This is a genomic window from Pseudomonas sp. ADAK2 (assembly GCF_012935755.1).
In the GTDB taxonomy this organism is placed as follows: Bacteria; Pseudomonadota; Gammaproteobacteria; order Pseudomonadales; family Pseudomonadaceae; genus Aquipseudomonas.
Map to the genome: position 1 here is coordinate 4824781 of NZ_CP052862.1, position 25060 is coordinate 4849840.

General features: G+C 59.5%; 23 protein-coding genes. 17 read left to right on the top strand and 6 right to left on the bottom strand.

All coding sequences use genetic code 11. The features are described 5' to 3' along the window. Window positions 1-24 precede the first annotated feature (24 nt). Both HKK52_RS22125 and HKK52_RS22130 read right to left on the bottom strand, forming a co-directional pair. On the bottom strand, window positions 25-1809 hold the full coding sequence (locus HKK52_RS22125; RefSeq protein WP_169372582.1) for a GspE/PulE family protein: 1785 nt from the start codon (window positions 1807-1809) through the stop codon (window positions 25-27). A 114-nt stretch (window positions 1810-1923) separates the two neighbouring features. Next, window positions 1924-2262: a hypothetical protein gene (locus HKK52_RS22130; RefSeq protein WP_169372583.1), complete on the bottom strand. Its 339-nt coding sequence runs from the start codon at window positions 2260-2262 to the stop codon at window positions 1924-1926. 127 nt (window positions 2263-2389) lie between these two features. Here HKK52_RS22130 and HKK52_RS22135 point away from each other — a divergent pair, with 127 nt between their 5' ends. Beyond that, window positions 2390-2860 carry an Lrp/AsnC family transcriptional regulator gene (locus HKK52_RS22135; RefSeq protein ID WP_109502952.1) on the top strand — a complete coding sequence of 157 codons (471 nt, stop codon included), beginning with the start codon at window positions 2390-2392 and terminating at the stop codon, window positions 2858-2860. A 60-nt stretch (window positions 2861-2920) separates the two neighbouring features. Here HKK52_RS22135 and HKK52_RS22140 read toward each other — a convergent pair whose 3' ends face one another. After that, on the bottom strand, window positions 2921-4288 hold the full coding sequence (locus tag HKK52_RS22140) for a CYTH domain-containing protein (protein ID WP_149660244.1): 1368 nt from the start codon (window positions 4286-4288) through the stop codon (window positions 2921-2923). 156 nt (window positions 4289-4444) lie between these two features. Here HKK52_RS22140 and argE point away from each other — a divergent pair, with 156 nt between their 5' ends. Together argE and argA are read left to right on the top strand one after the other, a co-directional pair. Beyond that, window positions 4445-5614, top strand: a complete 1170-nt coding sequence (gene argE / locus HKK52_RS22145) for an acetylornithine deacetylase (protein ID WP_169372584.1) — start codon at window positions 4445-4447, stop codon at window positions 5612-5614. A 249-nt stretch (window positions 5615-5863) separates the two neighbouring features. Beyond that, window positions 5864-7162, top strand: a complete 1299-nt coding sequence (gene argA / locus HKK52_RS22150; RefSeq protein WP_123509749.1) for an amino-acid N-acetyltransferase — start codon at window positions 5864-5866, stop codon at window positions 7160-7162. A gap of 114 nt (window positions 7163-7276) precedes the next feature. Here the strand turns inward: argA and tauA are convergent, their stop codons facing one another. Beyond that, on the bottom strand, window positions 7277-8266 hold the full coding sequence (gene tauA / locus HKK52_RS22155) for a taurine ABC transporter substrate-binding protein (RefSeq protein ID WP_169372585.1): 990 nt from the start codon (window positions 8264-8266) through the stop codon (window positions 7277-7279). 364 nt (window positions 8267-8630) lie between these two features. On the opposite strand from tauA, the gene HKK52_RS22160 reads away from it, so the two are divergent. From HKK52_RS22160 to HKK52_RS22200, 9 genes are all read left to right on the top strand, one after another. After that, entirely contained in the window at window positions 8631-9989 is a 1359-nt protein-coding gene (locus tag HKK52_RS22160; protein WP_169372586.1) for an OprD family porin, read from the top strand. Window positions 9990-10287: 298 nt separating this feature from the next. Further along, a complete protein-coding gene (locus HKK52_RS22165; protein WP_169372587.1) occupies window positions 10288-10926 on the top strand; it encodes a peroxiredoxin in 639 nt (212 codons plus the stop codon). Between the two features lie 300 nt (window positions 10927-11226). Continuing rightward, window positions 11227-11820: an NADPH-dependent FMN reductase gene (ssuE, locus tag HKK52_RS22170; RefSeq protein ID WP_169372588.1), complete on the top strand. Its 594-nt coding sequence runs from the start codon at window positions 11227-11229 to the stop codon at window positions 11818-11820. A gap of 88 nt (window positions 11821-11908) precedes the next feature. After that, window positions 11909-12874, top strand: a complete 966-nt coding sequence (locus tag HKK52_RS22175; protein ID WP_169372589.1) for a sulfonate ABC transporter substrate-binding protein — start codon at window positions 11909-11911, stop codon at window positions 12872-12874. A gap of 25 nt (window positions 12875-12899) precedes the next feature. Beyond that, complete coding sequence (ssuD, locus tag HKK52_RS22180) at window positions 12900-14048, top strand: FMNH2-dependent alkanesulfonate monooxygenase (protein WP_054044581.1); 1149 nt, start codon at window positions 12900-12902, stop codon at window positions 14046-14048. 9 nt (window positions 14049-14057) lie between these two features. Then, the gene (ssuC, locus tag HKK52_RS22185) at window positions 14058-14840 is read left to right on the top strand and encodes an aliphatic sulfonate ABC transporter permease SsuC (RefSeq protein ID WP_133835504.1); all 783 of its coding nucleotides are present in this window, start codon (window positions 14058-14060) and stop codon (window positions 14838-14840) included. Then, window positions 14837-15643 carry an aliphatic sulfonates ABC transporter ATP-binding protein gene (gene ssuB, locus HKK52_RS22190; RefSeq protein WP_169372590.1) on the top strand — a complete coding sequence of 269 codons (807 nt, stop codon included), beginning with the start codon at window positions 14837-14839 and terminating at the stop codon, window positions 15641-15643. Before ssuC ends, ssuB begins: the two co-directional genes overlap by 4 nt. A 32-nt stretch (window positions 15644-15675) precedes the next feature. Next, a complete protein-coding gene (locus HKK52_RS22195; protein WP_003229256.1) occupies window positions 15676-15891 on the top strand; it encodes a TOBE domain-containing protein in 216 nt (71 codons plus the stop codon). 129 nt (window positions 15892-16020) lie between these two features. After that, on the top strand, window positions 16021-16626 hold the full coding sequence (locus tag HKK52_RS22200; protein ID WP_169372591.1) for an LpxA family transferase: 606 nt from the start codon (window positions 16021-16023) through the stop codon (window positions 16624-16626). 4 nt (window positions 16627-16630) lie between these two features. On the opposite strand, the gene HKK52_RS22205 is transcribed toward HKK52_RS22200, so the two are convergent. Together HKK52_RS22205 and HKK52_RS22210 are read right to left on the bottom strand one after the other, a co-directional pair. Further along, complete coding sequence (locus HKK52_RS22205; protein ID WP_169372592.1) at window positions 16631-17269, bottom strand: TetR/AcrR family transcriptional regulator; 639 nt, start codon at window positions 17267-17269, stop codon at window positions 16631-16633. 278 nt (window positions 17270-17547) lie between these two features. After that, complete coding sequence (locus tag HKK52_RS22210; protein WP_123404014.1) at window positions 17548-18924, bottom strand: glutamine synthetase family protein; 1377 nt, start codon at window positions 18922-18924, stop codon at window positions 17548-17550. Between the two features lie 278 nt (window positions 18925-19202). Here HKK52_RS22210 and HKK52_RS22215 point away from each other — a divergent pair, with 278 nt between their 5' ends. From HKK52_RS22215 to HKK52_RS22235, 5 genes are all read left to right on the top strand, one after another. Then, window positions 19203-19583 (top strand): glutamine amidotransferase, encoded by a 381-nt coding sequence (locus HKK52_RS22215; RefSeq protein ID WP_169372593.1) that lies wholly within the window; start codon window positions 19203-19205, stop codon window positions 19581-19583. Between the two features lie 36 nt (window positions 19584-19619). Next, window positions 19620-20978: a glutamine synthetase family protein gene (locus HKK52_RS22220; protein ID WP_149660257.1), complete on the top strand. Its 1359-nt coding sequence runs from the start codon at window positions 19620-19622 to the stop codon at window positions 20976-20978. Between the two features lie 60 nt (window positions 20979-21038). Continuing rightward, window positions 21039-22403, top strand: coding sequence for an aspartate aminotransferase family protein (locus tag HKK52_RS22225; protein ID WP_169372594.1), 1365 nt, complete (start codon window positions 21039-21041; stop codon window positions 22401-22403). A gap of 182 nt (window positions 22404-22585) precedes the next feature. Next, complete coding sequence (locus tag HKK52_RS22230) at window positions 22586-23680, top strand: polyamine ABC transporter substrate-binding protein (RefSeq protein WP_169374279.1); 1095 nt, start codon at window positions 22586-22588, stop codon at window positions 23678-23680. A 244-nt stretch (window positions 23681-23924) separates the two neighbouring features. Then, window positions 23925-25022, top strand: a complete 1098-nt coding sequence (locus HKK52_RS22235; protein ID WP_169372595.1) for a polyamine ABC transporter substrate-binding protein — start codon at window positions 23925-23927, stop codon at window positions 25020-25022. Window positions 25023-25060: the final 38 nt, after the last annotated feature.

Consider the following 25060-nt stretch of genomic DNA (forward strand, 5'->3'; position numbering starts at 1 on the left):
CATCAACAGGAGGAATAAAAGGTTTCATTTCTGCTCACTCTGCGGCGTCACCCGCAACACCTCCTCAATCGTCGTCAGCCCCGCCGCGACTTTCTGCGCCCCCGATAGCCGCAAGCTGCGCATGCCTTCCTTGAACGCCTGGCGCCGGATCGCCAGTAAGTCGGTATCGGGAGTGATCAGTGCCTTGACGCTGTCGGTCAGTTGCATGATTTCGTAGACCCCGGCGCGGCCGCGATAGCCGGTGTCGCGGCATTCCAGGCAACCGATGGCGCGATGGGCGTTGTTGGGTAGCGGGGCTTGCCAGGGCCGGGTCAGGGTTTGCCAATCGTCTTCGCCCAGGGTCAGCGGCGCCTTGCAATGTGGGCACAAGGTACGGACCAGACGCTGGGCCATGACCCCGAGCACCGTGGCCTTGATCAGGTAATGCGGCACGCCGAGTTCGAGCAGGCGGCTGATGGCGCTCGGCGCGTCGTTGGTGTGCAGGGTCGAGAGCACGAGGTGACCGGTGAGCGCGGCCTGGATCGCCATTTCGGCGGTCTCGAGGTCGCGGATCTCGCCGATCATGATGATGTCCGGGTCCTGCCGCATCAGCGCGCGCACGCCGGCGGCGAAAGTCAGGTCGATGTTGTGCTGGACCTGCATCTGATTGAACGCCGGCTCGACCATTTCGATCGGGTCCTCGATGGTGCAGAGGTTGACCTCCGGTGTCGCCAGTTTCTTCAGGGTCGTATAAAGGGTGGTGGTCTTGCCCGAACCGGTTGGCCCGGTCACCAGGATGATGCCGTTGGGCTGGCGGGTCATGTCTTGCCAGCGCCGCAGGTCATCGACTGAAAACCCAAGCTGGTCGAAGTCCTTGAGCAGCACTTCCGGGTCGAAGATCCGCATGACCATTTTTTCGCCGAACGCCGTGGGCAAGGTCGACAGCCGCAGCTCGACCTCGCCGCCGTCCGGGGTCTTGGTCTTGACCCGGCCGTCCTGGGGTTTGCGCTTTTCCGCGACGTTCATCCGGCCCAGGCTTTTCAGGCGGCTGACGATGGCCATGGTCACCTGAGGCGGGAATTGATAGACGTTGTGCAGCACGCCGTCGATGCGAAACCGCACCGTGCCTTGCTCGCGCCGGGGTTCGATGTGGATATCGCTGGCGCGCTGCTGGAATGCGTACTGGAACAGCCAGTCGACGATGTTGACGATGTGCGCATCGTTGGCGTCCGGCTCCTGATCGCTGGCGCCGAGGTTGAGCAGTTGTTCGAAGTTGCCGAGGGTACTGGTCTGCTGATCGGCATTGGTGGCGCCGCTGACCGATTTGGCCAGGCGGAAAAATTCCACGCTGAAGCGCTGGATGTCCACCGGGTTGGCCACCACGCGCTTGATCGGCAGCTTCAGCACGTGGGTCAGGTCGGCTTCCCAGCCCGTGACGTAGGGCTGGGCGCTGGCCACGGTCACCGCATCGCGGTCGATCGAGACGGCGAGGATTTTGTGGCGCTGGGCGAAGGCGTAGGACATCAGCGGCGTGATGGCCGCGACGTTGATCTTCAGCGGATCGATGCGCAAGTACGGCTGACCAGCCTGTTGCGACAACCACAAGGTCAGGCTTTCCAGGTCGAGGTGTTTGCCGGGACGGCTGAGGTCGTCCAGGTGTTGGCTGGCAATAAACTCCAACGGGTGCAACTGGCCATTGGCGGCATGCCGGCGGCGGGCGTTGAGCGCGAGCTCGGCCGAATCCTGGTTGATAAAGCCCTGGGCGACCAGTTCTCGCAGCAAATCATTGAGATCCAGCCAGCGGTCCTGAGTGGCAAGTTGAACGGACATGCGGGTTCCTTTTGAACAATCCTGCAAACAGCGATCTAGACCGCAGTGTGCAAAGGATAGTCGCGGACCCGCTGACCGTTGGGCCACTACCCGACGAAGGCGTTTCCAGTTCTTTCAGCCGGCCGCTTGCGCCTGCTCATCCCACGCAGAATCGGCACTTTGCAGGTTCACCGAACAGACGCTGATCAGGTTACGAAGTTTTTCCGCGATCACTTCGGCACGGTGCCAGCTCAGGCCGTCGATGACGATGTCGAGCGACAGCAGATCGTCCATGCGCTGCACGTTGACCTGTTCCGGAGTCAGGAACTGCAAAGCGAACAGGTTGAGTGCGCGGCATAGCAGATCCGGCTCGGCCTCGGCGAGCAGTTGGTACTGCACGCGGCAATGGGCGTTGCTGACATTCCACACGTCGGCGCGGGTCGTTGGGGTGTTCACGGCTTCTAAATGCGGCATGGTTCGGGCTCCAAAATCACTGGAGGAATTTTTACATTCGGTGCCGGGCATTTCTTGGCTATGATCGGGCGTATTACCGGAATATCGAATCGTTTGATTCAACAAGTGATCAATCAAGGGTTTTTCTATGCACGCCGAGCTGGATGGCTACGACCGCAAGATTCTCGCGTTGCTGCAAGAGGACGCTTCGCTTTCCAGTGCGCAGATCGCCGAACAGGTCGGGCTGTCGCAGTCGCCGTGCTGGCGGCGGATTCAGCGGATGAAGGAGGAGGGGATCATTCGCGGCCAGGTGACGTTGCTGGACCGCAAGAAAATCGGCCTGAACACGCAGATCTTCGCCGAGATCAAACTCAACGCCCACGGCCGTTCGAACTTCACTGAGTTCACCGAGGCGATTCGCGGCTTTCCCGAAGTGCTGGAATGTTATGTGCTGATGGGGTCGGTGGATTTCTTGTTGCGGATTGTCACGGCGGACATCGAGGCGTATGAGCGCTTCTTCTTCGAGAAGCTGTCGATGGTGCCGGGGATTCAGGAGGTGAATTCGATTGTGGCGTTGTCGGAGATCAAGTCGACGACGAGTCTACCGGTGTTGCGGTGACCCTACGCTGATCGTTACCACGCTCCGCGTGGGAACGATCATGTGGGCGCGAAGGCGGTGTTACATACGCAGCAACATTTTCCAGGCACGGTTCTGATACACGGCAATTGCCTGCTGCTTACGCGCATCCAGGCTTTCGTCGGTGATCGGCTCGTTGGCCAGTTGTGCCAGCTTGTTCAGCTCACCGTACAGGCGATCCATTTCCGGAATATCCAGCACGCCGCGGGCGTGGTGCATCCAGGCCTGGATGCGTTCGATGCGCGGCAGTTGCTCGGCCAAATCTTCCGGCTGTTGCTGGTAGCGTTGCAATTGCAGCGATGTGGCTTCTTCGCCCAACAGGCGCGGCAACCAGTTGGCCAATTGCGCAGCGCCCTGGCGATTGCCACGCACGTTGCGATCGGCAGCCCAGGTGCGAGCCAGCAACCAGCGCGAAGTGTTCAGCGAGAACAAGCCCCAGCGTGGGTCTTGCAGTTCTTCTAGGAACTGCTCCGGCGCGGCTTTGCGCACGTCTTCGTCGTCCAGGCCGGCTTGCACCAGTGGGCGCCAGTCTTCCAGCAAGGCATCCAGCGCAAGGCGCAGGTCGTGAGTCGACTGACGCGGTGCGGCTTGGCCGAGGCTGCTCAACAGTGCACGCAGTTCGCCTAGGTTTTCGACCCAGTCCTGCAACAGGCGCCAGTGGCCGTTGAAGCGATATTGCTCAGCCAGACGCTGGCTGCTGCCGAGCAAGTGCCAGCTCAGCGCGGCGAACGCGTCGTCCAGCGGCATTTCAGCGGTGATTTGCGGCGCCGGCAGGCTCAACGAATAGCTGTTGGCATCGTACAAACGGTAGCCGCGCTCGGCCTTGCTGATGTCACACGGCATCAGGGCCAGGGTCGCGGCCAGTTCGGCGGCCAGTTCCAGCAGCGCGGCAGGCTCGCCTTCGCGCAGTTCCAGTTCCAGCTCGCAGATTTCTTCTTTCTGCTTGCCGACCACGACGTGGCCGAAGTCCAGCGCGGCTTCGATGACCACTTTGGTCTTGCCGCGCCCCCAGGCGATTTCTGCGCGTTCGCGGACGAAATCGGTGGTGAAGATGGCTTTCAGGGTTTTCTTGTCCAGCTCGGCCAGCTCTTCCGGCCAGCATTCGCCGTCGAGTTTCTTCACGTCGAGCTTGGCTTTGGGCAGGTTCCAGTCGTATTCGTTACGCTCGGACAGGCCGGCGACGCTCTGGCCGCGGGTTTTGAGGGTCTGAATCACTTCTTCGCCATCGCGGCGCAGGCGCAGGGCAACCTTGGCGCGGGCCAGGTCGCGCTCAGGCGTGTCGAAGTACTGGTTCATCAACTCACGGCGTTCCCAGCCACTTTTGTTGCGTTTTTTCAGTAACGGGTGCTCGCGCAGGGCAGCGAGGGTTTCGCGGCTGACGCGGAGTTTGATTTCGGTTTCTTTCTGCATGGCCGGAAAATCCAGGATCGGGAGCGCAGCCGGGGGAATGTGTGGCTGCCAAGGTCGTGCAGTGTACAGGAGTGAACGTTCCTACGTGCCGCGGCGGTTTATTCCTGTCGCCGGATGGTTCTATGATGGACTTCAATTCGGGAGTTGGAGTCAGCGATGCCTTTGCCGTCCATGAAAGATCAGTTCGCTGCGCTGATCGCCGCACCGTCCGTCAGCTGTACCCAGCCGAGCCTGGATCAAACCAATCGGCCGGTGATTGACCTGCTGGCGACCTGGCTCGGTGATTTGGGTTTCGCCTGCGATATCCAGCAGGTCAGCCCCGGCAAATTCAACTTGCTCGCCAGTTTCGGTTCCGGCCCCGGTGGCCTGGTGCTGGCAGGGCACAGCGACACCGTGCCGTTCGACGGCGCGTTGTGGCAGACCGATCCATTGAAACTGACCGAGGTGGACGGCCGCTGGGTCGGCCTCGGTAGCTGCGACATGAAGGGCTTTTTCGCCCTGGCCATCGAAGCGGTCATCCCGCTGCTCGACCAGCCGTTCAAGCAACCGCTGCTGATCCTCGCCACCTGCGATGAAGAAAGCTCGATGTCCGGGGCCCGTGCCCTGGCCGAAGCCGGGCGTCCGCTGGGCCGGGCGGCGGTGATCGGCGAGCCGACCGGCCTGAAGCCGATCCGCATGCACAAAGGCATCATGATGGAGCGCATCGATATCCTCGGGCAGAGCGGCCATTCCTCCGACCCGCGCCTGGGTCACAGCGCCCTCGAAGCGATGCACGATGCCATCGGCGAACTGCGCGGCTTGCGCCTGTTGTGGCAGCGCGAATTCCGCAATCCGCAGTTCGGCGTGCCGATGCCGACGATGAATTTCGGCTGCATTCATGGCGGCGACAACCCCAATCGCATCTGTGGTCAGTGTTCCCTGGAGTTCGACCTGCGGCCGCTGCCGGGCATGGACCCCAAAGCCCTGCGTGCGGAAATTTTGGCGCGGCTAAAACCGGTTGCCGAACGGCATCAAGTGAAGATCGACTACGCGCCGCTGTTCCCCGAAGTACCGCCATTCGAGCAGGCCGAGGACGCGGAATTGGTCCGGGTCGCGGAAAAGCTCACCGGCCATCGCGCCGAAGCAGTAGCGTTCGGCACCGAAGCGCCTTATCTTCAGCGTCTTGGCTGCGAAACACTGGTGCTCGGCCCGGGCGACATCGCCTGTGCTCACCAACCGGGGGAATACCTCGAAATGTCACGTTTGCAGCCTACCGTGCATCTATTACGTCAATTGATTGAACATTACTGCCTGACGCCGGCCCAAAACCCAACGTTGGCCAATTGAACGCAACACCTGTAGGAGCTGAGCTTGCTCGCGATGGCGTCATTACATTCAACATCACTGTTGGCTGTTACACCGCTATCGCGAGCAAGCTCAGCTCCTACAGAAATGTATAAATTACCGGTGCCCCAACCCGTATTCATGAGGAGAGCTCGCGTGTCGCCAAGCCTGTTCCGACGATAACCACCAGCCCGCTGTGCGTTTTTTTGCTTCGCCCATTTTTTGGCTGCTATTTATTACAGGCCCAGGTTCATGCCCGAATACGTTAATTGGCTTCGTCACGCATCTCCTTACATCAATGCCCACCGCGACTGCACGTTCGTCGTCATGCTGCCCGGCGACGGTGTGGAGCATCCGAACTTCGGCAATATCGTCCACGACCTGGTGCTGTTGCACAGCCTGGGCGTGCGACTGGTGCTGGTGCACGGTTCCCGTCCGCAAATCGAAACCCGTCTCGCGGCTCGCGGCCTGATCCCGCATTACCACCACGGCATGCGCATCACCGATGCCGCGACCCTGGAATGCGTGATCGATGCGGTCGGCCAGTTGCGCATCGCCATCGAAGCGCGGCTGTCCATGGACATGGCTTCGTCGCCGATGCAGGGCTCGCGCCTGCGGGTGGCCAGCGGCAACCTGGTGACAGCGCGGCCGATCGGCGTGCTCGAAGGCGTCGACTATCACCACACCGGCGAAGTGCGCCGGGTCGATCGCAAGGGCATCAATCGCCTGCTGGACGAGCGCTCCATCGTGCTGCTGTCACCGCTGGGCTACTCGCCAACCGGTGAAATCTTCAACCTCGCTTGCGAAGACGTCGCCACCCGCGCGGCCATCGACCTGGGCGCGGACAAACTGCTGCTGTTCGGCGCCGACCTGGGCTTGATCGATGAAAATGGTCGTCTGGTTCGTGAGTTGCGTCCGCAACAAGTGCCGGCGCACCTGCAACGGCTGGGCAGCAACTATCAGGGCGAACTGCTGGATGCCGCGGCTGAAGCCTGTCGCGGCGGCGTTGCACGTAGCCACATCGTCAGCTACGCCGAAGATGGCGCACTGCTGACCGAGCTATTCACCCGCGATGGTGGCGGTACGCTGGTGGCCCAGGAGCAATTTGAACTGGTGCGCGAAGCGGCCATTGAAGACGTCGGCGGTTTGCTGGATTTGATCAGCCCGCTGGAGGAGCAGGGGATTCTGGTGCGACGTTCCCGGGAAGTGCTGGAGCGCGAGATCGAGCAGTTCAGCGTGGTCGAGCGTGAAGGCATGATCATCGCCTGCGCGGCGCTGTATCAGATTGCCGATTCGGACGCCGGGGAGCTGGCCTGCCTGGCGGTGAACCCGGAATATCGCCATGGCGGTCGCGGCGATGAATTGCTGGAGCGGATCGAAACCCGCGCCCGGGCCCAGGGGCTGAAAACCTTGTTCGTGCTCACCACTCGCACCGCGCACTGGTTCCGCGAGCGCGGCTTCGAGCCAAGCAGCGTCGAGCGCCTGCCGTCGGCGCGGGCATCGCTGTACAACTATCAGCGTAATTCAAAGATCTTCGAAAAGACCCTCTGACCGATCGTTCCCACGCTCTGCGTGGGAATGCCTCCACGGACGCTCTGCGTTCGGCTGTTGATGGGACGCGGAGCGTCCCGGGCTGCATTCCCACGCAGAGCGTGGGAACGATCATTACTCCTGTACGAACTTTGCGCTGACATACGGCGAATAATCCGGCAGCACCGTTTCTACCTTGCCTTGCTCCTTCAAGAATTTCGCCGTCTCGCCAATCGCCTTGGCCGTGCCGCCATCGAGCAATGCGGTGGTCTGCTGCGCCTTGGCGTCCGGGAAGGTAGAGCCCGCCAGCAATTCCGGTACATCGATGGCATTGGCCCCGGTCAGTTTGGCGATTTTCTGCACCGGCACCGAGTCGACGGTCCAGCTGTCTTTATGGGCGGCATAGTCGGCAAACGAGTCCAGGGTGACCTTGGCGAATTTCGCCACCACCTCCGGATGTTTCTCGGCGTAATCCTTGCGGGCGACCCAGACTTCGAAGGTCGGCGCACCCCATTGGCCGACCTGGGCCGCGTCGGTCAAGGTCTTGCCGGTCTTGCGGATTTCCCCCAGCGCCGGCGACCAGACAAACGCGCCATCGATGTCGCCACGTTTCCACGCCGCGGCGATTTCTGCCGGTTGCAGGTTCACCACTTTGACTTTTGAAGCATCCAGGCCCCAGTGCTTCAGCGCGCCGAGCAGGCTGTAATGGGAGGTGGAAACGAAGGGTGTGGCGATGGTCTTGCCGATCAGATCTTCCGGTTTATCGATGCCGCTGCCGTTGCGTACCACCAGGGCTTCGGACGCGTTGATCTGCGCGGAAACGATGAACGCCACGATCGGCAGGTTGCGTGAAGCAGCGGCGGCAAGAGGACTGGAACCGAGATTACCGATCTGCACATCACCGGACGCAATGGCGGTGACCACTTCCGGGCCGCTGTTGAAGCGGCGCCAGTCGATTTTCTGGCCGATGGTTTTCTCGTAAACGCCGTCGGCCTGGGGCACTTTGCTCGGGTCGATGCCGGTTTGATAACCCACTGTGAGGTTGGCCGCTTGCACACCAAAAGAAAATAAAACCGATATACAAACTGTAACAATTTGACTGGATAGTGCGCGTTTGGCCATCATGGCGTCGCCTTTTCGATAGGGTTTGACGTATGGAAGATGCGTCAAAGCTAATCGATCTAAAAAAAGGCTAATAAATACCATTTAGTAATTAGCTTATGAGCCGATACCGGATATCCCGGTGCGGTTTTGGGGTGAAGGGCTATATTCCATTGCGGTATTAAAAAGAATGAAATAATTCTTTTTGGGTTTATGAAGAATTCATTACCCTGCAGGGACCAAATAACGGCGATTAGACCTTGGTCGTAGACACACAAGGTTACGATTGACTTGTCAGTCACGGTCTGGCGCTAATCGCGCATCTTAGGATCCAGGGCATTCGACCCGGGACCAGGAACACAAGAATTAGAAACGAGAGGAGCGAAACATGAATAAGTCATCCTTGGCCCTGGCTGTGGCCGTAGGGGTTTTGGCGCAGCAGGCAGGCGCCGCCGGTTTTATCGAAGACAGCAAGGCTACCTTGGGTCTGCGTAACTTCTACATCAACACCGATAACCGTGATGGCACTGCCAGCCCAAGTCGAAACGAAGAGTGGGGCCAAGGCTTCGACTTGCGCTTCATTTCCGGTTACACCCAAGGCACCGTCGGCTTCGGTATCGACGCCATCGGCCTGCTGGGCGTACGCCTGGATTCGGGCGGCGGCACTAACGGCAACGTTGCCGCGAATGGCAGTCCTGGTACCGCTTACGGCGGCACTGTTTTCCCAAGCGAGTCCAACGGCCAAGCGGTTGATAACTTCTCCAGCCTGGGCTTGACCGCGAAAGCCAAGATCTCCCAGACCGAATTGAAGTTGGGCACTCTGCAGCCGAAGAACCCGGTGATTGTGACCAACGACGGTCGTCTGCTGCCGCAAACCTGGCAGGGCGGTCAGATCACTTCCGGCGAAATCAAGGACCTGACCCTGGTTGGCGGTCAGATCGAAGCTGTGAAGGGGCGTAACTCCAGCAACAACGAGAACCTGTCCATTAACGGTGCGTCCCCGCGTACCGCCAACAGCAACAAGTTCATCTACGCCGGTGGTGACTACAAAATCACCAAGGACCTGACTGCCCAGTACTACTACGGCAACCTGGAAGATTTCTATAAGCAACACTTCCTGGGTCTGGTTCACAACTGGGCCATCGGCCCGGGCGTGCTGAAGTCCGACTTGCGTTACTTCAACAGCTCCGATGACGGCAAAAACGGCACCGATCCGTTGTACTACAGCACCGGTAACTACAGCAGCACTGCCAGCGGTAAAGGCAAGGTCGACAACAACCTGTACAGCGGCCTGTTCCTGTACACCGTTGCCGGTCACACCTTCGGTGGCGGTTACCAGGTCAGCAACGGTAGCAGCGACTTCCCTTGGCTGAACCAGGGCGACGGCTCGTCGAACTACACCATCACCGATATGCAAATCCAGAAGTTCGGCCGTGCCGGCGAGAAAACCTGGCAGGCTCGCTACTCGTATGATTTCGCCAAGGTCGGCTTGCCTGGCTTGACGGCTGGTATGGTTTATCTGCGTGGTGACGGTATCGACACTAACCGCGTCAGCGCTACCGTCCCAGCAGGTAACAACAGCACTGAATGGGAACGCGACCTGACCGTTGCTTACGTAGTACCAGAAGGTCCGCTGAAAAACGTTGGCTTCATGTGGAAAAATGCGACCTGGCGTACCGATATCCCGGGCGTTCGCTCCCAAGATGAAAACCGCCTGATCCTCAGCTACTCGATCCCGCTGCTGTAATAGCGCGCTCAAGTAACACCTGAGTAAGAAAAGCCCCGCCCGGCACCTCGCCGGGCGGGGCTTTTGCGTTTCCGAGGCGGAGTCACCCCCGTAATCCCGCCCCGAAATTTCCCTCTTTTGCAGCAACTCAAGGCCTTCTCGAACCTTGTGGGCGATGTTGGTCTCGATGGCGGCGCAGGTCCAGTGAACAGATCTTTAATATTCACTTATGATCTAAATAAATCTATATTTATTCTTTTTAATTCATTCGGAATACAGGCACAGTTGAGCTCAACAAGCACTCACCAGGAGCAGCACCATGAGCCTCAGACTTGGCGATATCGCCCCCGATTTCGAACAGGATTCCAGCGCCGGCACCATCCGTTTTCACGAATGGCTGGGCGATAGCTGGGGCGTGCTGTTTTCCCATCCGGCAGACTTCACCCCGGTGTGCACTACCGAACTGGGCTTTACCGCCAAGCTCAAGGACGAATTCTCCAACCGTGGCGTCAAGGCCATCGCCCTGTCGGTTGACCCGGTAGACTCGCACCACAAGTGGATCGATGACATCAACGAAACCCAGAACACGATCGTCAATTTCCCGATCCTCGCCGACGCTGATCGCAAGGTCTCGGACCTGTACGACCTGATTCACCCAAATGCCAACGACACCCTGACCGTACGCTCGCTGTTCGTGATCGACCCGAACAAGAAGGTGCGGCTGACCATCACCTACCCGGCAAGCACTGGCCGCAACTTCCATGAAATCCTGCGGGTGATCGACTCGCTGCAACTCACCGACAAATACAAAGTGGCGACCCCGGCCAACTGGCAGGACGGTGATGAAGTGGTGATCGTGCCGTCGCTCAAGGACGAAGACGAAATCAAGAAACGCTTTCCCAAGGGCTACCGCGCGGTGAAGCCGTACTTGCGTCTGACGCCGCAGCCGAATCGTTGATTTGATGATCGTTCCCACGCTCTGCGTGGGAACGCCGCCCGTGACGCTCCGCGTCACTTTGGACGCGGAGCGTCCATGGATGCATTCCCACGCAGAGCGTGGGAACGAGCAACAGGGGATTTCAGGCCGTTTTTTACGGCCTATTTTTTTGCCCGCAGAACAGTGAATCGCATAGTTCTATAAAGAATAACCAAATGAATAAATATGATTTATGGATATATAAATCACCTGTTAAGGTCACTTCCATCAAAGCGAGATCGCACATTGCGAACCGCCAACAACGCTCAAGGAATCACCTGAATGCTGGTCGTCTCACTCGGTGGCAGCCCCAGCCAACGCTCTCGTTCCGGGGTGTTGCTGGAGCGTTCGCAACGCTGGTTGCAGGAACAAGGTGTGGAAGTGGTGAGTTACCAGGTACGGGACTTCCCGGCCGAAGACTTGCTGCACGCACGCTTCGACAGCCCGAAGGTGATCGACCTGTTGCAACAGATTGAAAACGCCGATGGCCTGGTGATCGCTACGCCGGTCTACAAGGCATCGTTTTCCGGCGCACTGAAAACCGTACTGGATCTGCTGCCCGAGCGTGCCCTGGCGCACAAGGTTGTGTTGCCGATGGCTACCGGCGGCAGCATCGCCCACATGCTGGCGGTGGATTACGCGCTCAAACCGGTGCTGTCGGCACTGAAAGCCCAAGAGATGCTCAACGGGATTTTCGCTGTGGACAGCCAGATCGCTTACGGCGAAGGCAGTGCCCAGGCGCAACTGGCGCCGGAGCTGGAACAACGACTGAATGAATCGCTGGAACTGTTTTTCAGCGCCATGGCACGACGGCCCAAGCCGATCGACCCGAATCTGTTGAACGAACGTTTGTTGAGTGCTCGCTGGAGCATTTAAGTCGTCCCGAATTTGATCCACTCACCTTACTCAGCCGCCAACGGCCTAGCAGGTGCAGCCAAAACCCAACAGCAAATAGGAGAGCGCCATGCGCCCTGTCATTTTGCGTCGTGGTCTGGTCGCCCTGTTTGTGGCGGCTGTGTCCTTCGGCGTTATTTCTCAAGCACAAGCCGAGACCCTTCGGATCGGTTATCAAAAGTACGGCACCCTGGTGCTGCTCAAGGCCAAGGGCACCCTGGAAAAACGCCTCGCCGCCCAAGGCGTCGACGTGCAATGGACTGAATTCCCGGGCGGGCCGCAACTGCTGGAAGGCCTGAACGTCGGCTCGATCGACTTCGGCGTCACCGGCGAAACTCCGCCAGTCTTCGCCCAGGCCGCCGGTGCCGATCTGCTCTACGTCGCCTACGAACCGCCAGCGCCGCACAGCGAAGCGATCCTGGTGCCGAAAGACTCACCGATCAAATCGGTGGCGGAGCTCAAGGGCAAGAAAGTCGTCCTGAACAAAGGCTCCAACGTCCACTACCTGCTGGTCCGCGCGCTCGAAGACGCCGGCCTCAAATACACCGATATCCAGACCGTATTTCTGCCACCCGCCGATGCCCGCGCCGCGTTCGAACGTGGCAGCGTCGATGCCTGGGTAATCTGGGACCCGTACCAGGCTGCCGCCGAACAGCAATTGCAAGCGCGCACCCTGCGCGATGGCCAGGGCATCGTCGACAACCATCAGTTCTACCTGGCGACCAAGCCGTACGCGCAGAAAAATCCCGAGGTGATCAAGACCCTCGTCGAAGAAGTGCGCGCCGTCGGCGAATGGTCCAAGGCCAACCCGCAAGACGTGACCCAACAAGTCTCGCCACTGCTCGGCCTGCCGGCAGACATCACCCTGACTTCGGTGAAACGCCAAGGCTACGGCGCGCTGTTCCTCACGCCTGAGGTGGTGGCCGCGCAGCAGAAAATCGCCGACAGCTTCTACCAACTCAAGCTGATTCCCAAGCCGCTGAGCATCAAAGACGTGATCTGGACGCCACCGGCAGCCGTTGCCAAAGCGCAGTAATTCGATTCCCTAAGGAGACCACTCCATGAGCCTCAATATTTTCTGGTTCCTGCCTACCCACGGCGACGGCCATTACCTTGGCACCGCCGAAGGCGCTCGCGCCGTTGACCACGGTTACCTGCAACAGATCGCTCAGGCGGCGGATCGCCTGGGCTTCGGCGGGGTGTTGATTCCGACCGGCCGTTCTTGCGAAGACTCGTGGCTGGTGGCCGCGTCGCTGATCCCGGTGACCCAGCGTCTGAAGTTTCTTGTCGCCCTGCGCCCCGGGATCATTTCCCCGACGGTGGCGGCGCGGCAGGCAGCGACCCTGGATCGTCTGTCCGGCGGCCGGGCGTTGTTCAACCTGGTGACCGGTGGTGATCCGGATGAATTGGCCGGCGACGGTTTATTCCTCAGCCACGAAGAGCGTTATCAAGCCTCGGTGGAATTCACCCGCATCTGGCGCCGCGTGCTCGAAGGCGAAACCGTTGATTACGACGGTCAGCACATCAGCGTGAAGGGCGCCAAGTTGCTTTATCCGCCGATCCAGCAACCACGTCCGCCGCTGTATTTTGGCGGTTCTTCGGAAGCGGCTCAGGATCTGGCAGCCGAACAGGTTGAAATGGTCCTGACCTGGGGCGAACCACCGGCCGCCGTGGCCGAGAAGATTGCACAAGTGCGTGCCAAAGCCGCGAAGCTCGGTCGTACCGTGCGCTTCGGCATTCGCTTGCATGTGATCGTCCGCGAAACCAACGAGGAAGCGTGGGCCGCGGCGGATCGACTGATCTCCCATGTGGACGACGAAACCATCGCTCGGGCGCAAGCGTCCCTGTCGCGTTTCGATTCGGTCGGTCAGCAACGCATGGCCGCGCTGCATGGCGGCAGTCGCGACAACCTGGAAGTCAGCCCCAACCTGTGGGCCGGTGTCGGCCTGGTGCGTGGCGGTGCCGGTACGGCGCTGGTGGGCGACGGTCCGACCGTGGCCGCGCGGATGAAGGAATACGCGGACCTGGGCATCGACACGTTCATCTTCTCCGGTTATCCACACCTGGAAGAGGCCTACCGCGTCGCCGAGTTGCTGTTCCCGCACATCGACGTGCAACGCCCGGAACAACCCCAAGGTGCCAACTTCGTCAGCCCGTTCGGCGAGATGGTGGCCAACGACATTCTTCCCAAAGCCGCGTCCCAGAGCTGAGGCGCCGCCATGAAAAGAATTATCCACAACCTCGCGCCCTGGGCGTTGCCGGTGTTGCTGCTGGCGGTGTGGCAGTTGTCGGTGTCGGCAGGCTGGTTGTCGACGCGGATTCTGCCGGCACCCATCGCCGTGATCGAGGCCGGCGTAAGCCTGGTGCGCAGCGGCGAAATCTGGACTCACCTGGCCATCAGCGGCTGGCGTGCGGCGCTCGGTTTCACCATTGGCGGCGGCATCGGTCTGGCGCTGGGCTTCATTACCGGCCTGTCGAAATGGGGCGAACGCCTGCTCGACAGTTCGGTGCAGATGATCCGCAACGTGCCGCACCTGGCGCTGATTCCGCTGGTGATCCTGTGGTTCGGCATCGATGAGTCGGCGAAGATTTTCCTCGTGGCGTTGGGCACGTTGTTCCCGATTTACCTCAACACTTATCACGGCATCCGCAACGTCGACCCGGCGTTGGTGGAGATGGCGCGCAGTTACGGCTTGAGCGGTTTCAGCCTGTTCCGTCAGGTGATCCTGCCGGGTGCGTTGCCTTCTATTCTGGTCGGTGTGCGTTTCGCCCTCGGGTTTATGTGGTTGACCTTGATCGTCGCGGAAACCATTTCCGCCAGTTCCGGCATCGGCTACCTGGCAATGAATGCCCGGGAGTTCTTGCAGACCGACGTGGTGGTGCTGGCGATTCTGTTGTACGCGGTGCTCGGCAAACTGGCCGACCTCGCGGCCCGTGGACTTGAACGCGTTTGGTTGCGCTGGCATCCGGCGTATCAGGTTGCCAAGGGAGGTGCCGCATGACTGCTCAACAACCTCCACGCCTGCTGCGCGGGATTCCGCTGGCGGTGCGCAAGTTGCAAAAGACGTTTGGTTCGCGGCAAGTGCTGCGCGAGATCGATCTGCACATTCCGGCTGGGCAATTCGTCGCCGTGGTCGGACGCAGTGGCTGTGGCAAAAGCACGTTGCTGCGCTTGCTTGCCGGCCTCGACAAACCAACGGGCGGCGAACTGCTGGCCGGTTCGGCACCGCTCAGCGATGCCCGGGAAGACACGCGGTTAATGTTCCAGGAAGCGCGCCTGCTGCCGTGGAAAAAGGTCATCGACAACGTCGGCCTCGGACTCAAGGGCAACTGGCGGCCACAAGCCCTGGACGCGTTGGAGTCGGTGGGCCTGGCGGATCGCGCCAATGAGTGGCCAGCGGCCTTGTCCGGTGGCCAGAAACAACGCGTGGCCCTGGCCCGCGCGCTGATCCACCAACCGCGCTTGCTGCTGCTGGACGAGCCGTTGGGCGCTCTGGACGCCCTGACCCGCATTGAAATGCAGCAACTGATCGAACGCCTCTGGCAGAAGCACGGGTTTACCGTGTTGCTGGTGACCCACGACGTCAGCGAAGCAGTGGCGATTGCCGATCGGGTGATCCTGATCGAAGACGGCGAAGTCGGCCTCGACCTGCACGTGGAGTTGCCGCGCCCTCGGGTGCGTGGCTCCCATCGGCTGGCGGCGCTGGAAACCGAAGTCCTCAATCGCGTGCTGTCACTGCCCGGCGAGCCGCCGGAACCGGAACCCGTTTCACCATTGCCTACGCAACTGCGTTGGGCGCAATAACTCACGCCTCATCCATGACAGGAATCAACATCATGACTATCAAAGCCATCAACGTTCGTAACCAGTTCAAAGGCTCGATCAAGGAAATCGTGCTGGGTGACGTGTTGTCGGAAATCGACGTTCAAACCGCATCTGGCATCGTCACTTCAGTCATTACCACTCGCTCGGTGAAAGAGCTGGAACTGGTGGTCGGCAGCGAAGTGATCGCCTTCGTGAAATCCACCGAGGTGTCGATCGCCAAGTTGTAAGTTGTGTGCAAGCAACAACCCCGGAGGGTGTGAGCCCTTCGGGGTTTTTTTTTGCCTGCGCGGGCGGTGTTAGAGTGCCTTCTGTCGAATCGAAAGCAGACGCAGAGGGGCTCAACAGTGACCGTCAGAATGGCTGATTACATTCAGGAGATTTCGCATTCACCCATCGCCGAATGGGCGCACCTTTCGCCGTGGGAACTGGTGATCAATGCGCCCGAGCGTGTGCAGCATCTGCTTTCGCAGCTGCCCGCGGACGACTATGAGATGGTCGACGACATCGCAATCCATCGCACCGCGCAGGTGGAAGCGGGCGCTGTGCTGAAAGGGCCGTTGATTATCGGCCCCAGTTGTTTTATCGCTGCGGGTGCCTACTTGCGCGGCGGGTGCTGGCTCGGGGCGAATTGCATCATTGGCCCAGGAGCGGAGCTCAAGTCTTCGTTCGTTTTCAGCGGCAGCAAACTGGCGCATTTCAACTTTGTCGGTGATTCGGTGTTAGGTGCCGGTGTCAATCTGGAGGCGGGCAGCATCATCGCCAACTACCGTAACGAACGTGCTGACAAAGGGGTGAATGTGCGGGTAGGCGGGGTGCTTCAGGCTACCGGTTGTGACAAGTTCGGCGCGTTGATGGGCGATGGGTCGCGCCTCGGAGCCAACGCGGTGGTGGCGCCGGGCGGGCTGTTGCTGCCCGGGTCGGTTGTTCGACGGTTGACACTCCACGATTGCGAAGCGTCGTAGGGCATTAGTTGGCAAGCGTGCGCTTGGGCAAGTAGGGCGGTAAATACAGCCCCAGATACGCATCAAACACCCGCATCCCTTCCTCAGCCATGCGCGGGGTGATCTGCCCATGCTGTTGCACCGAGCGTGCATAGACGCGGTCGCCCAGCTCCATGGCCAACGCAAACACATCCACGTCCATCGTCAGCCTCGGCAGTTCGAAGTGATGATCGAACAGCTTGTGCATCAGGTCACCCAGCTCAATATCGTGCTGGCGGTCAGCCTGGGTGACTTCGGTGAGGCCGTGTTGGGCGAGGATCAGCTGGCGGGCGGCGGCGTCTTCGCCGTAGATGTCGAGCATGCGCTGTTCCACCAACCGCGACAGGTCGCGCCAGCCATGCAGGGCGTCGTGGTCGATCGGCGCTTGCAGGCAGGCGCGGAAGGCGGCGTGGACGTCGGCGGTCAGGGCTTCGAGCAGGGCCGGGACGCTGGCGAAGAAGTGGTAGACGGAGGAGGGCGGAATCTCCGCGCGCTCGGCGACGCTGTAGATCGACAGGCTGGCCACGCCCTCGGCGGCCAGCAGCGTGCGGGCGGCATCGAGTATCGAGTCGATCCGCGCCTGGCTGCGTGCGCGGGGTTTGCGGATAGGGGCGGGGCGCGTCATTGGAGTCTCCTGCGGGGCAGCGGGCATTGTACGCAGAGCGAGAGGATGTTCCATATCCCCTGTGGTTGTCGGTGATCCATTGTGGCGAGGGAGCTTGCTCCCGCTGGGTCGCGAAGCGGCCCCAAAGCGGGCAATGCGGTGTATCTGTCGTCGCCGGTTAAAGGGAGTCCTTCGGCCTCCAGCGGGAGCAAGCTCCCTCGCCACAGGGTTTGGTGGCGGCCATAAAAAAACGCCGTCAGCTTCATCAGCCAACGGCGTTCCTTTTTTACTGCAACCGCTTAAACGGTATGCAGGTACCAGTTGTACTCAAGGTCGGAGATGGAGTGTTCGAACTCCTCCAGCTCACTTTCCTTGCAAGCCACGAAGATATCGATGTATTTCGGATCGATGTACTTGGCCATGACTTCGCTGTCGTCCAACTCGCGCAGTGCATCACGCAGGTTGTTCGGCAGGCTTTGCTCGTTTTGCTCGTAGGAGTTGCCTTCCACGGGCGCGCCCGGCTCGATCTTGTTGGTCAGGCCGTGATGCACGCCTGCCAGGACCGAAGCCATCAGCAGGTACGGGTTGGCATCGGCGCCGGCAACACGGTGTTCGATACGCACCGCGTCGGACGAGCCGGTCGGTACGCGAATCGCCACGGTCCGGTTGTCCAGGCCCCAGCACGGCGAGTTCGGCACGTAGAACTGTGCGCCGAAACGACGGTACGAGTTGACGTTCGGGCACAGGAAAGCCATTTGCGCCGGTAGGGTCTCGAGCACACCGCCGATCGCGTGACGCAGTGCGGCGTTCTGCTCGGGATCCTCGCTGGCAAAAATATTCTTGCCGTCACGGTCGAGAATCGAGATGTGGACGTGCAGCCCGTTACCCGCCTGGCCTGGGTAAGGCTTGGCCATGAAGGTGGTGTCCATCTCATGATCGTAGGCGATGTTCTTGATCAGGCGCTTGAGCAGTACCGCGTAGTCGCAAGCCTTGATCGGGTCGGCGACGTGGTGCAGGTTCACTTCGAACTGCGCCGGGGCACTTTCCTTGACGATGGCGTCAGCCGGGATGCCTTGCTCTTTCGCACCTTCCAGAATGTCCTGGAGGCAGTCGACGTATTCGTCGAGGTCGTCGATCAGGTAGACCTGTGTCGAATGCGGGCGTTTGCCCGAGATCGGCGAGCGCGGCGGTTGCGGTCGGCCGTTCACGTTCTCCTGGTCGATCAGGTAGAACTCCAGTTCGAACGCGGCACAGATCGTCAGACCCATGTCATCGAACTTGGTAACAACTTGACGCAAAACTTCACGGGGATCCGCGAAGAAAGGTTCACCTTCGATTTCGTGCATGGTCATCAGCAGTTGCGCGGTAGGGCGCTTTTGCCATGGCTCATTGCACAGGGTGTCGGGGATTGGATAGCAGATTCGGTCAGCATCGCCGATGTCCAGGCCCAGGCCGGTGCTTTCCACCGTCGAGCCATTGATATCCAGAGCAAATAGAGAGGCCGGCAGGTTGATGCCTTTCTCGTAAACCTTGTGGAGGCTGGTGCGTTCAATGCGCTTGCCGCGCACCACACCATTCATATCCGCAATCAGAAGGTCAACGTACAGAACCTCAGGATGTTCCTTAAGGAACGCGTTCGCTTCGTTAAGCTGAACGGCACGCGGGGGTACCGACATGATGCAACACCTTTGTTGTTAAAAATATCAATCATTGATCTCTTCGGGTTTCAGTCAACCCGAACGGCATGCCGAAGTCAAGCGAGGCCTTTTTTGCCCTAAAAAAGCGCTCGCAAGGCTTTTTTGAGGCAGTTTGGGGCGTTTTTATGCCTTTGAGCGCTTTGGCGCCCGCGGGCTTGAGCGGGCCGTGTTGTATTTTTTACGGGGGTGTTGTGTAAAAAAATGAACAAGGCTAAGCTCGATTCAAACCCATAACAGCAATAATACCGGGGTGCTTCATGTCTCGCCTGCCGTTAATCGGCGTCACCATCTGCTCTGGGCAGATCGGTCTGCATGCTCATCACATCAGTGGCGATCGTTGCGTTCACACCAAGGCCCAAGTTGCCAAAGGCGTGTCGTCGACTCTTCTTTCCCCGGCAGCTTTTGCGTCCCCGTCCGATATTCTGGACGCTCCGCACGACATTCTCTTTACTGCCTCTGTTTCCAATATAGAACCGTTTTACTTCAGTGGCCTGGCCAATGCGTCGAGCCCTGCTCATGATTCTGCACGTCCGGCTACGCTTTCCATCACCCACGCCCTGGCCGCGGCGGGTATTTGTGCGCGGCCCTTGCAGTGGCAATCTGTATCACGCGACGCCGATGCGTCAAACAACGCCTGACTTATAAGAGTCAGGAAACTCAGCCTAGAGGCATTTATGAGTAACAACCTCGACCAGCTCACCGATTGGTTGAAAGACCACAAGATCACAGAAGTCGAATGCATGATCGCCGACTTGACCGGGATCACCCGGGGCAAGATTTCGCCGACCAACAAGTTCATCGCCGAAAAAGGCATGCGCCTGCCCGAGAGCGTTCTGTTGCAGACCGTGACCGGCGACTATGTCGAAGACGACATCTATTACGAACTGCTCGACCCGGCCGACATCGACATGATCTGCCGCCCCGACCAGAACGCGGTGTACCTGGTGCCCTGGTCCATCGAGCCTACCGCTCAGGTGATCCACGACACCTACGACAAGCAAGGCAACCCGATCGAGCTGTCGCCGCGCAACGTATTGAAGAAGGTTTTGAAACTCTATGCCGACAAAGGCTGGCAGCCGATCGTGGCGCCGGAAATGGAGTTCTACCTGACCAAACGTTGCGAAGACCCGGACTTCCCGCTGCAACCGCCGATTGGCCGTTCCGGTCGCCCGGAAACCGGTCGCCAGTCGTTCTCGATTGAAGCGGCGAACGAATTCGACCCGCTGTTCGAAGACGTCTACGACTGGTGCGAACTGCAGGAACTGGACCTCGACACGCTGATCCACGAGGACGGCACGGCGCAGATGGAAATCAACTTCCGTCACGGCGATGCCCTGTCCCTGGCCGACCAGATCCTGGTGTTCAAGCGCACCATGCGCGAGGCCGCGCTCAAGCACGACGTCGCGGCGACGTTCATGGCCAAGCCCATGACCGGCGAACCCGGCAGCGCGATGCATATCCACCAGAGCATCATCGATATCGAGACCGGCAAGAACGTCTTCTCCAACGAAGACGGGACCATGAGCCAGTTGTTCCTGCATCACATCGGTGGTTTGCAGAAACTGATCCCCGAGCTGCTGCCGCTGTTCGCCCCGAACGTCAACTCGTTCCGCCGCTTCCTGCCGGACACCTCGGCGCCGGTGAACGTGGAGTGGGGCGAAGAAAACCGCACGGTGGGCCTGCGCGTGCCGGATGCCGGCCCGCAAAACCGTCGGGTGGAAAACCGCCTGCCGGGCGCCGACGCCAACCCCTACCTGGCGATTGCCGCGAGCCTGCTCTGCGGTTACATCGGCATGGTCGAAGGCCTGAACCCGAGTGCGCCGGTAGTGGGGCGTGGCTATGAACGCCGCAACCTGCGCCTGCCACTGACCATCGAAGACGCGCTGGAACGCATGGAACACAGCGCGACCATCGAGAAATACCTGGGCAAGAAATTCATCACAGGCTACGTCGCGGTCAAGCGGGCCGAGCATGAAAACTTCAAGCGCGTGATCAGTTCTTGGGAGCGGGAATTCCTGCTCTTCGCCGTCTGATGCGCCGGGGCGCGGACGGAAGCTTCCGCGCCCTTCACTGCAAAAAACAGGAGAATTCGCATGACCAGCAACAACCCGCAAACCCGTGAATGGCAAGCCTTGAGCAGCGATCACCACCTGGCGCCGTTCAGCGATTTCAAACAGCTCAAAGAGAAAGGCCCGCGCATCATCACCAGCGCCAAGGGCGTTTACCTCTGGGACAGCGAAGGCAACAAGATCCTCGACGGCATGGCCGGCCTGTGGTGCGTAGCGATCGGCTACGGTCGTGATGAACTGGCCGACGCCGCCGCCAAACAGATGCGCGAACTGCCTTATTACAACTTGTTCTTCCAGACCGCTCACCCGCCAGTGCTGGAACTGGCCAAAGCCATTTCCGACATCGCGCCGGAAGGCATGAACCACGTGTTCTTCACCGGTTCGGGCTCGGAAGGCAACGACACCATGCTGCGCATGGTCCGCCACTACTGGGCGATCAAGGGCCAGCCGAACAAGAAAGTCATCATCAGTCGCAAGAACGGTTATCACGGTTCCACCGTGGCCGGCGCGAGCCTGGGCGGCATGACCTATATGCACGAACAGGGCGACTTGCCGATCCCGGGCATCGTCCACATCGCTCAACCGTACTGGTTCGGTGAAGGCGGCGACATGAGCCCGGACGAGTTCGGGATCTGGGCTGCCAATCAGCTGGAAGAGAAGATTCTGGAAGTCGGCGTGGACAACGTCGGTGCCTTTATTGCCGAGCCGATCCAGGGTGCCGGTGGCGTGATCGTGCCGCCAGACAGCTACTGGCCGCGCATCAAGGAGATCCTCGCCAAGTACGACATCCTGTTCGTGGCGGACGAAGTGATCTGCGGTTTCGGCCGTACCGGTGAGTGGTTCGGTAGCGATCACTACGATCTGAAACCCGACATGATGACCATCGCCAAGGGCCTGACCTCCGGCTACATCCCGATGGGTGGCCTGATCGTGCGCGATGACGTGGTGAAGGTGCTCAACGAGGGCGGCGATTTCAACCACGGTTTCACCTACTCCGGGCACCCGGTGGCCGCGGCGGTAGCGCTGGAAAACATCCGCATCCTGCGCGAAGAAAAAATTATCGAGCGCGTCCATGCCGAAACGGCACCCTATTTGCAAAAGCGTCTACGGGAACTGAACGATCACCCGTTGGTGGGGGAAGTGCGTGGTGTTGGCATGTTGGGGGCCATCGAACTGGTCCAGGACAAGGCCACTCGCAAACGTTATGAAGGCAAGGGCGTCGGCATGATTTGCCGCACCTTCTGCTTCGACAACGGCCTGATCATGCGTGCGGTGGGCGACACCATGATCATTTCCCCGCCATTGGTGATTACACCGGCGGAAATCGATGAGTTGGTGACCAAGGCGCGCAAGTGCCTGGACCTGACCCTGAGTGCGTTGCAGGGCTAAGTGCTAGGCTCTGGGCGAGGTGTGCGGTCGACACTTCGCCCAGTGCAAATAAAGGATGGGTCTTTCCTTGAAAGCCTGCCTCGGAACTTGCCAGACTACCGGTTGTTCGGATGCCCAGTAACAGGCCGCTGAGCACGTGGTTAAAAAGAAAAATTGGAGCATTACCCATGAAGGCATTAGGTATGAAGATAGCTGGCAAGACCCTCCTCGCCATGTCCCTGATGGGCGTGATGGCGGGTGCAGTACAGGCTGATGACAAGGTACTGCACGTCTACAACTGGTCCGACTACATTGCACCGGACACCATCGCGAACTTCGAGAAAGAGTCCGGGATCAAGGTGGTGTACGACGTTTTCGACAGCAACGAAACCCTGGAAGCCAAGTTGCTGGCAGGCAAGTCCGGCTACGACGTGGTCGTGCCGTCGAACAACTTCCTCGCCAAGCAGATCAAGGCCAAGGTTTACCAGGAGCTGGACAAGTCCAAGCTGTCCAACTACGGCAACCTGAACAAGTCGCTGCTTAAAGCGGTTTCCGTCAGCGACCCGGACAACAAACACGCCTTCCCTTACATGTGGGGCTCGATCGGCATCGGTTACAACCCGGAGAAAGTCAAAGCCGCGTTGGGCGTCGACACCATCGATTCCTGGGACACCCTGTTCAAGCCTGAAAACATCGCCAAGCTCAAGGGCTGCGGTGTGAGCTTCCTCGACTCGCCGACTGAAATGCTGCCGATCGCGCTGCACTACCTGGGCTTGCCAACCGACAGCCAGAAGAAAGAAGACATCAAGAAAGCCGAAGAACTGTTCCTCAAGATTCGTCCTTCGGTCACCTACTTCCACTCGTCCAAGTACATCTCCGACCTGGCCAACGGCAACATCTGCGTAGCGGTCGGTTACTCGGGTGACGTGCAACAAGCCAAGTCCCGTGCTGCTGAAGCCGGTGACAAGGTCAAAGTCAGCTACGCGATTCCGAAAGAAGGCGCTGGCAGCTTCTATGACATGGTCGCGATTCCGAAAGATGCGGAAAACGTCGATGGTGCCTACAAATTCATGAACTACCTGTTGCAGCCGAAAGTGATGGCCGACATCACCAACGCCGTGCGTTTCCCTAACGGTAACGCCGAAGCGACTCAGTTCGTGAGCAAGGACATCACCTCGGACCCGGGCATCTACCCGACTGCCGATGTGCAGGCCAAGTTGTACGCGATTGCCGATTTGCCGGCCGCTACTCAGCGTGACCTGACCCGCAGCTGGACCAAGATCAAGTCCGGTAAGTAAGTAGTAAACCCTGTAGCAGCTGCCGCAGGCTGCGTTCAACTGCGAAGCAGTTGTGCTCTTGAAAACGCGGGAAGGTCCTCCGGACCTTAACGCAGCCTTCGGCAGCTGCTACAGGTATCTGCATAAAAGTTTTGCTGGAAAGGTTTATCGAGGGTAAGTTGCGCGCCGGTTTTGTTGCCAGGCAGCCATGGCTGTCATGTAACGCTGGGCAACTTGGGCCCAACTAATTTTAGAGGACCTCCACGTGCCTATTTTTTCTTTATTGCGCAATGCCCTGCTGGTCGGCGCCGGGTTGACACTGGCTGTCAGTGTCCAGGCCGCCGGTACGGTGCATATTTATAACTGGTCGGACTACATCGGCTCGACCACCCTGGCTGACTTCCAGAAAGAAACCGGGATCAAGCCGGTGTATGACGTGTTCGACTCCAACGAAACCCTGGAAGGCAAGTTGCTGGCCGGGCGCACCGGCTACGACGTGGTCGTGCCGTCCAACCACTTCCTCGGCAAGCAGATCAAGGCCGGCGCATTCCAGAAGCTCGACCGCAAGTTGCTGACCCACTACGCCAACCTCGACCCGGTGCTGCTCAAGCGCCTGGAACAGAATGATCCGGGCAACCAGTACGCCGTGCCGTACCTGTGGGGCACCAACGGCATCGGCTACAACGTCGACAAGATCAAGCAAGTGCTGGGCGTCGACAAGATCGACTCCTGGAGCGTGCTGTTCGAGCCGGAGAACATCAAGAAACTGCACAGCTGCGGCGTGGCGTTCCTCGATTCCGCCGATGAAATGATGCCGACGGTCCTCAATTACATGGGCCTGAATGCCAACAGCACCAACCCTGAAGACTACAAAAAGGCCACCGCCAAGTTGCTCGCGGTGCGGCCTTACGTGACGTACTTCCATTCGTCCAAGTACATCTCGGACCTGGCCAACGGCGACATCTGCATTGCCATCGGTTTCTCCGGTGACATGTTCCAGGCCAAGGCCCGGGCGGCCGAAGCCGGCAAAGGCGTAAATGTGGCCTACACCATTCCGAAAGAGGGTGGGGCGCTGTGGTTCGACATGCTGGCGATTCCGAAGGACTCGTCCAACGTCAAGGAAGCCCACGCCTTCATCAACTATTTGCTCAAGCCTGAAGTGATTGCTCAGGTCAGTGATTCGGTCGGCTATGCCAACCCTAACCCTGGCTCGGACAAATTGATGGAGCAATCCATCCGCACGGACGAATCGGTGTATCCACCGCAAGCCGTACTCGACAAGACCTACGTGTCGATCGAGCTGCCGCCCAAGATTCAACGTTTGATGACCCGCAGCTGGACCACGGTCAAGACGGGTAAATAGCTTCAAGGCTCAAACTATCCAAGGTTGGCTCACCTTGA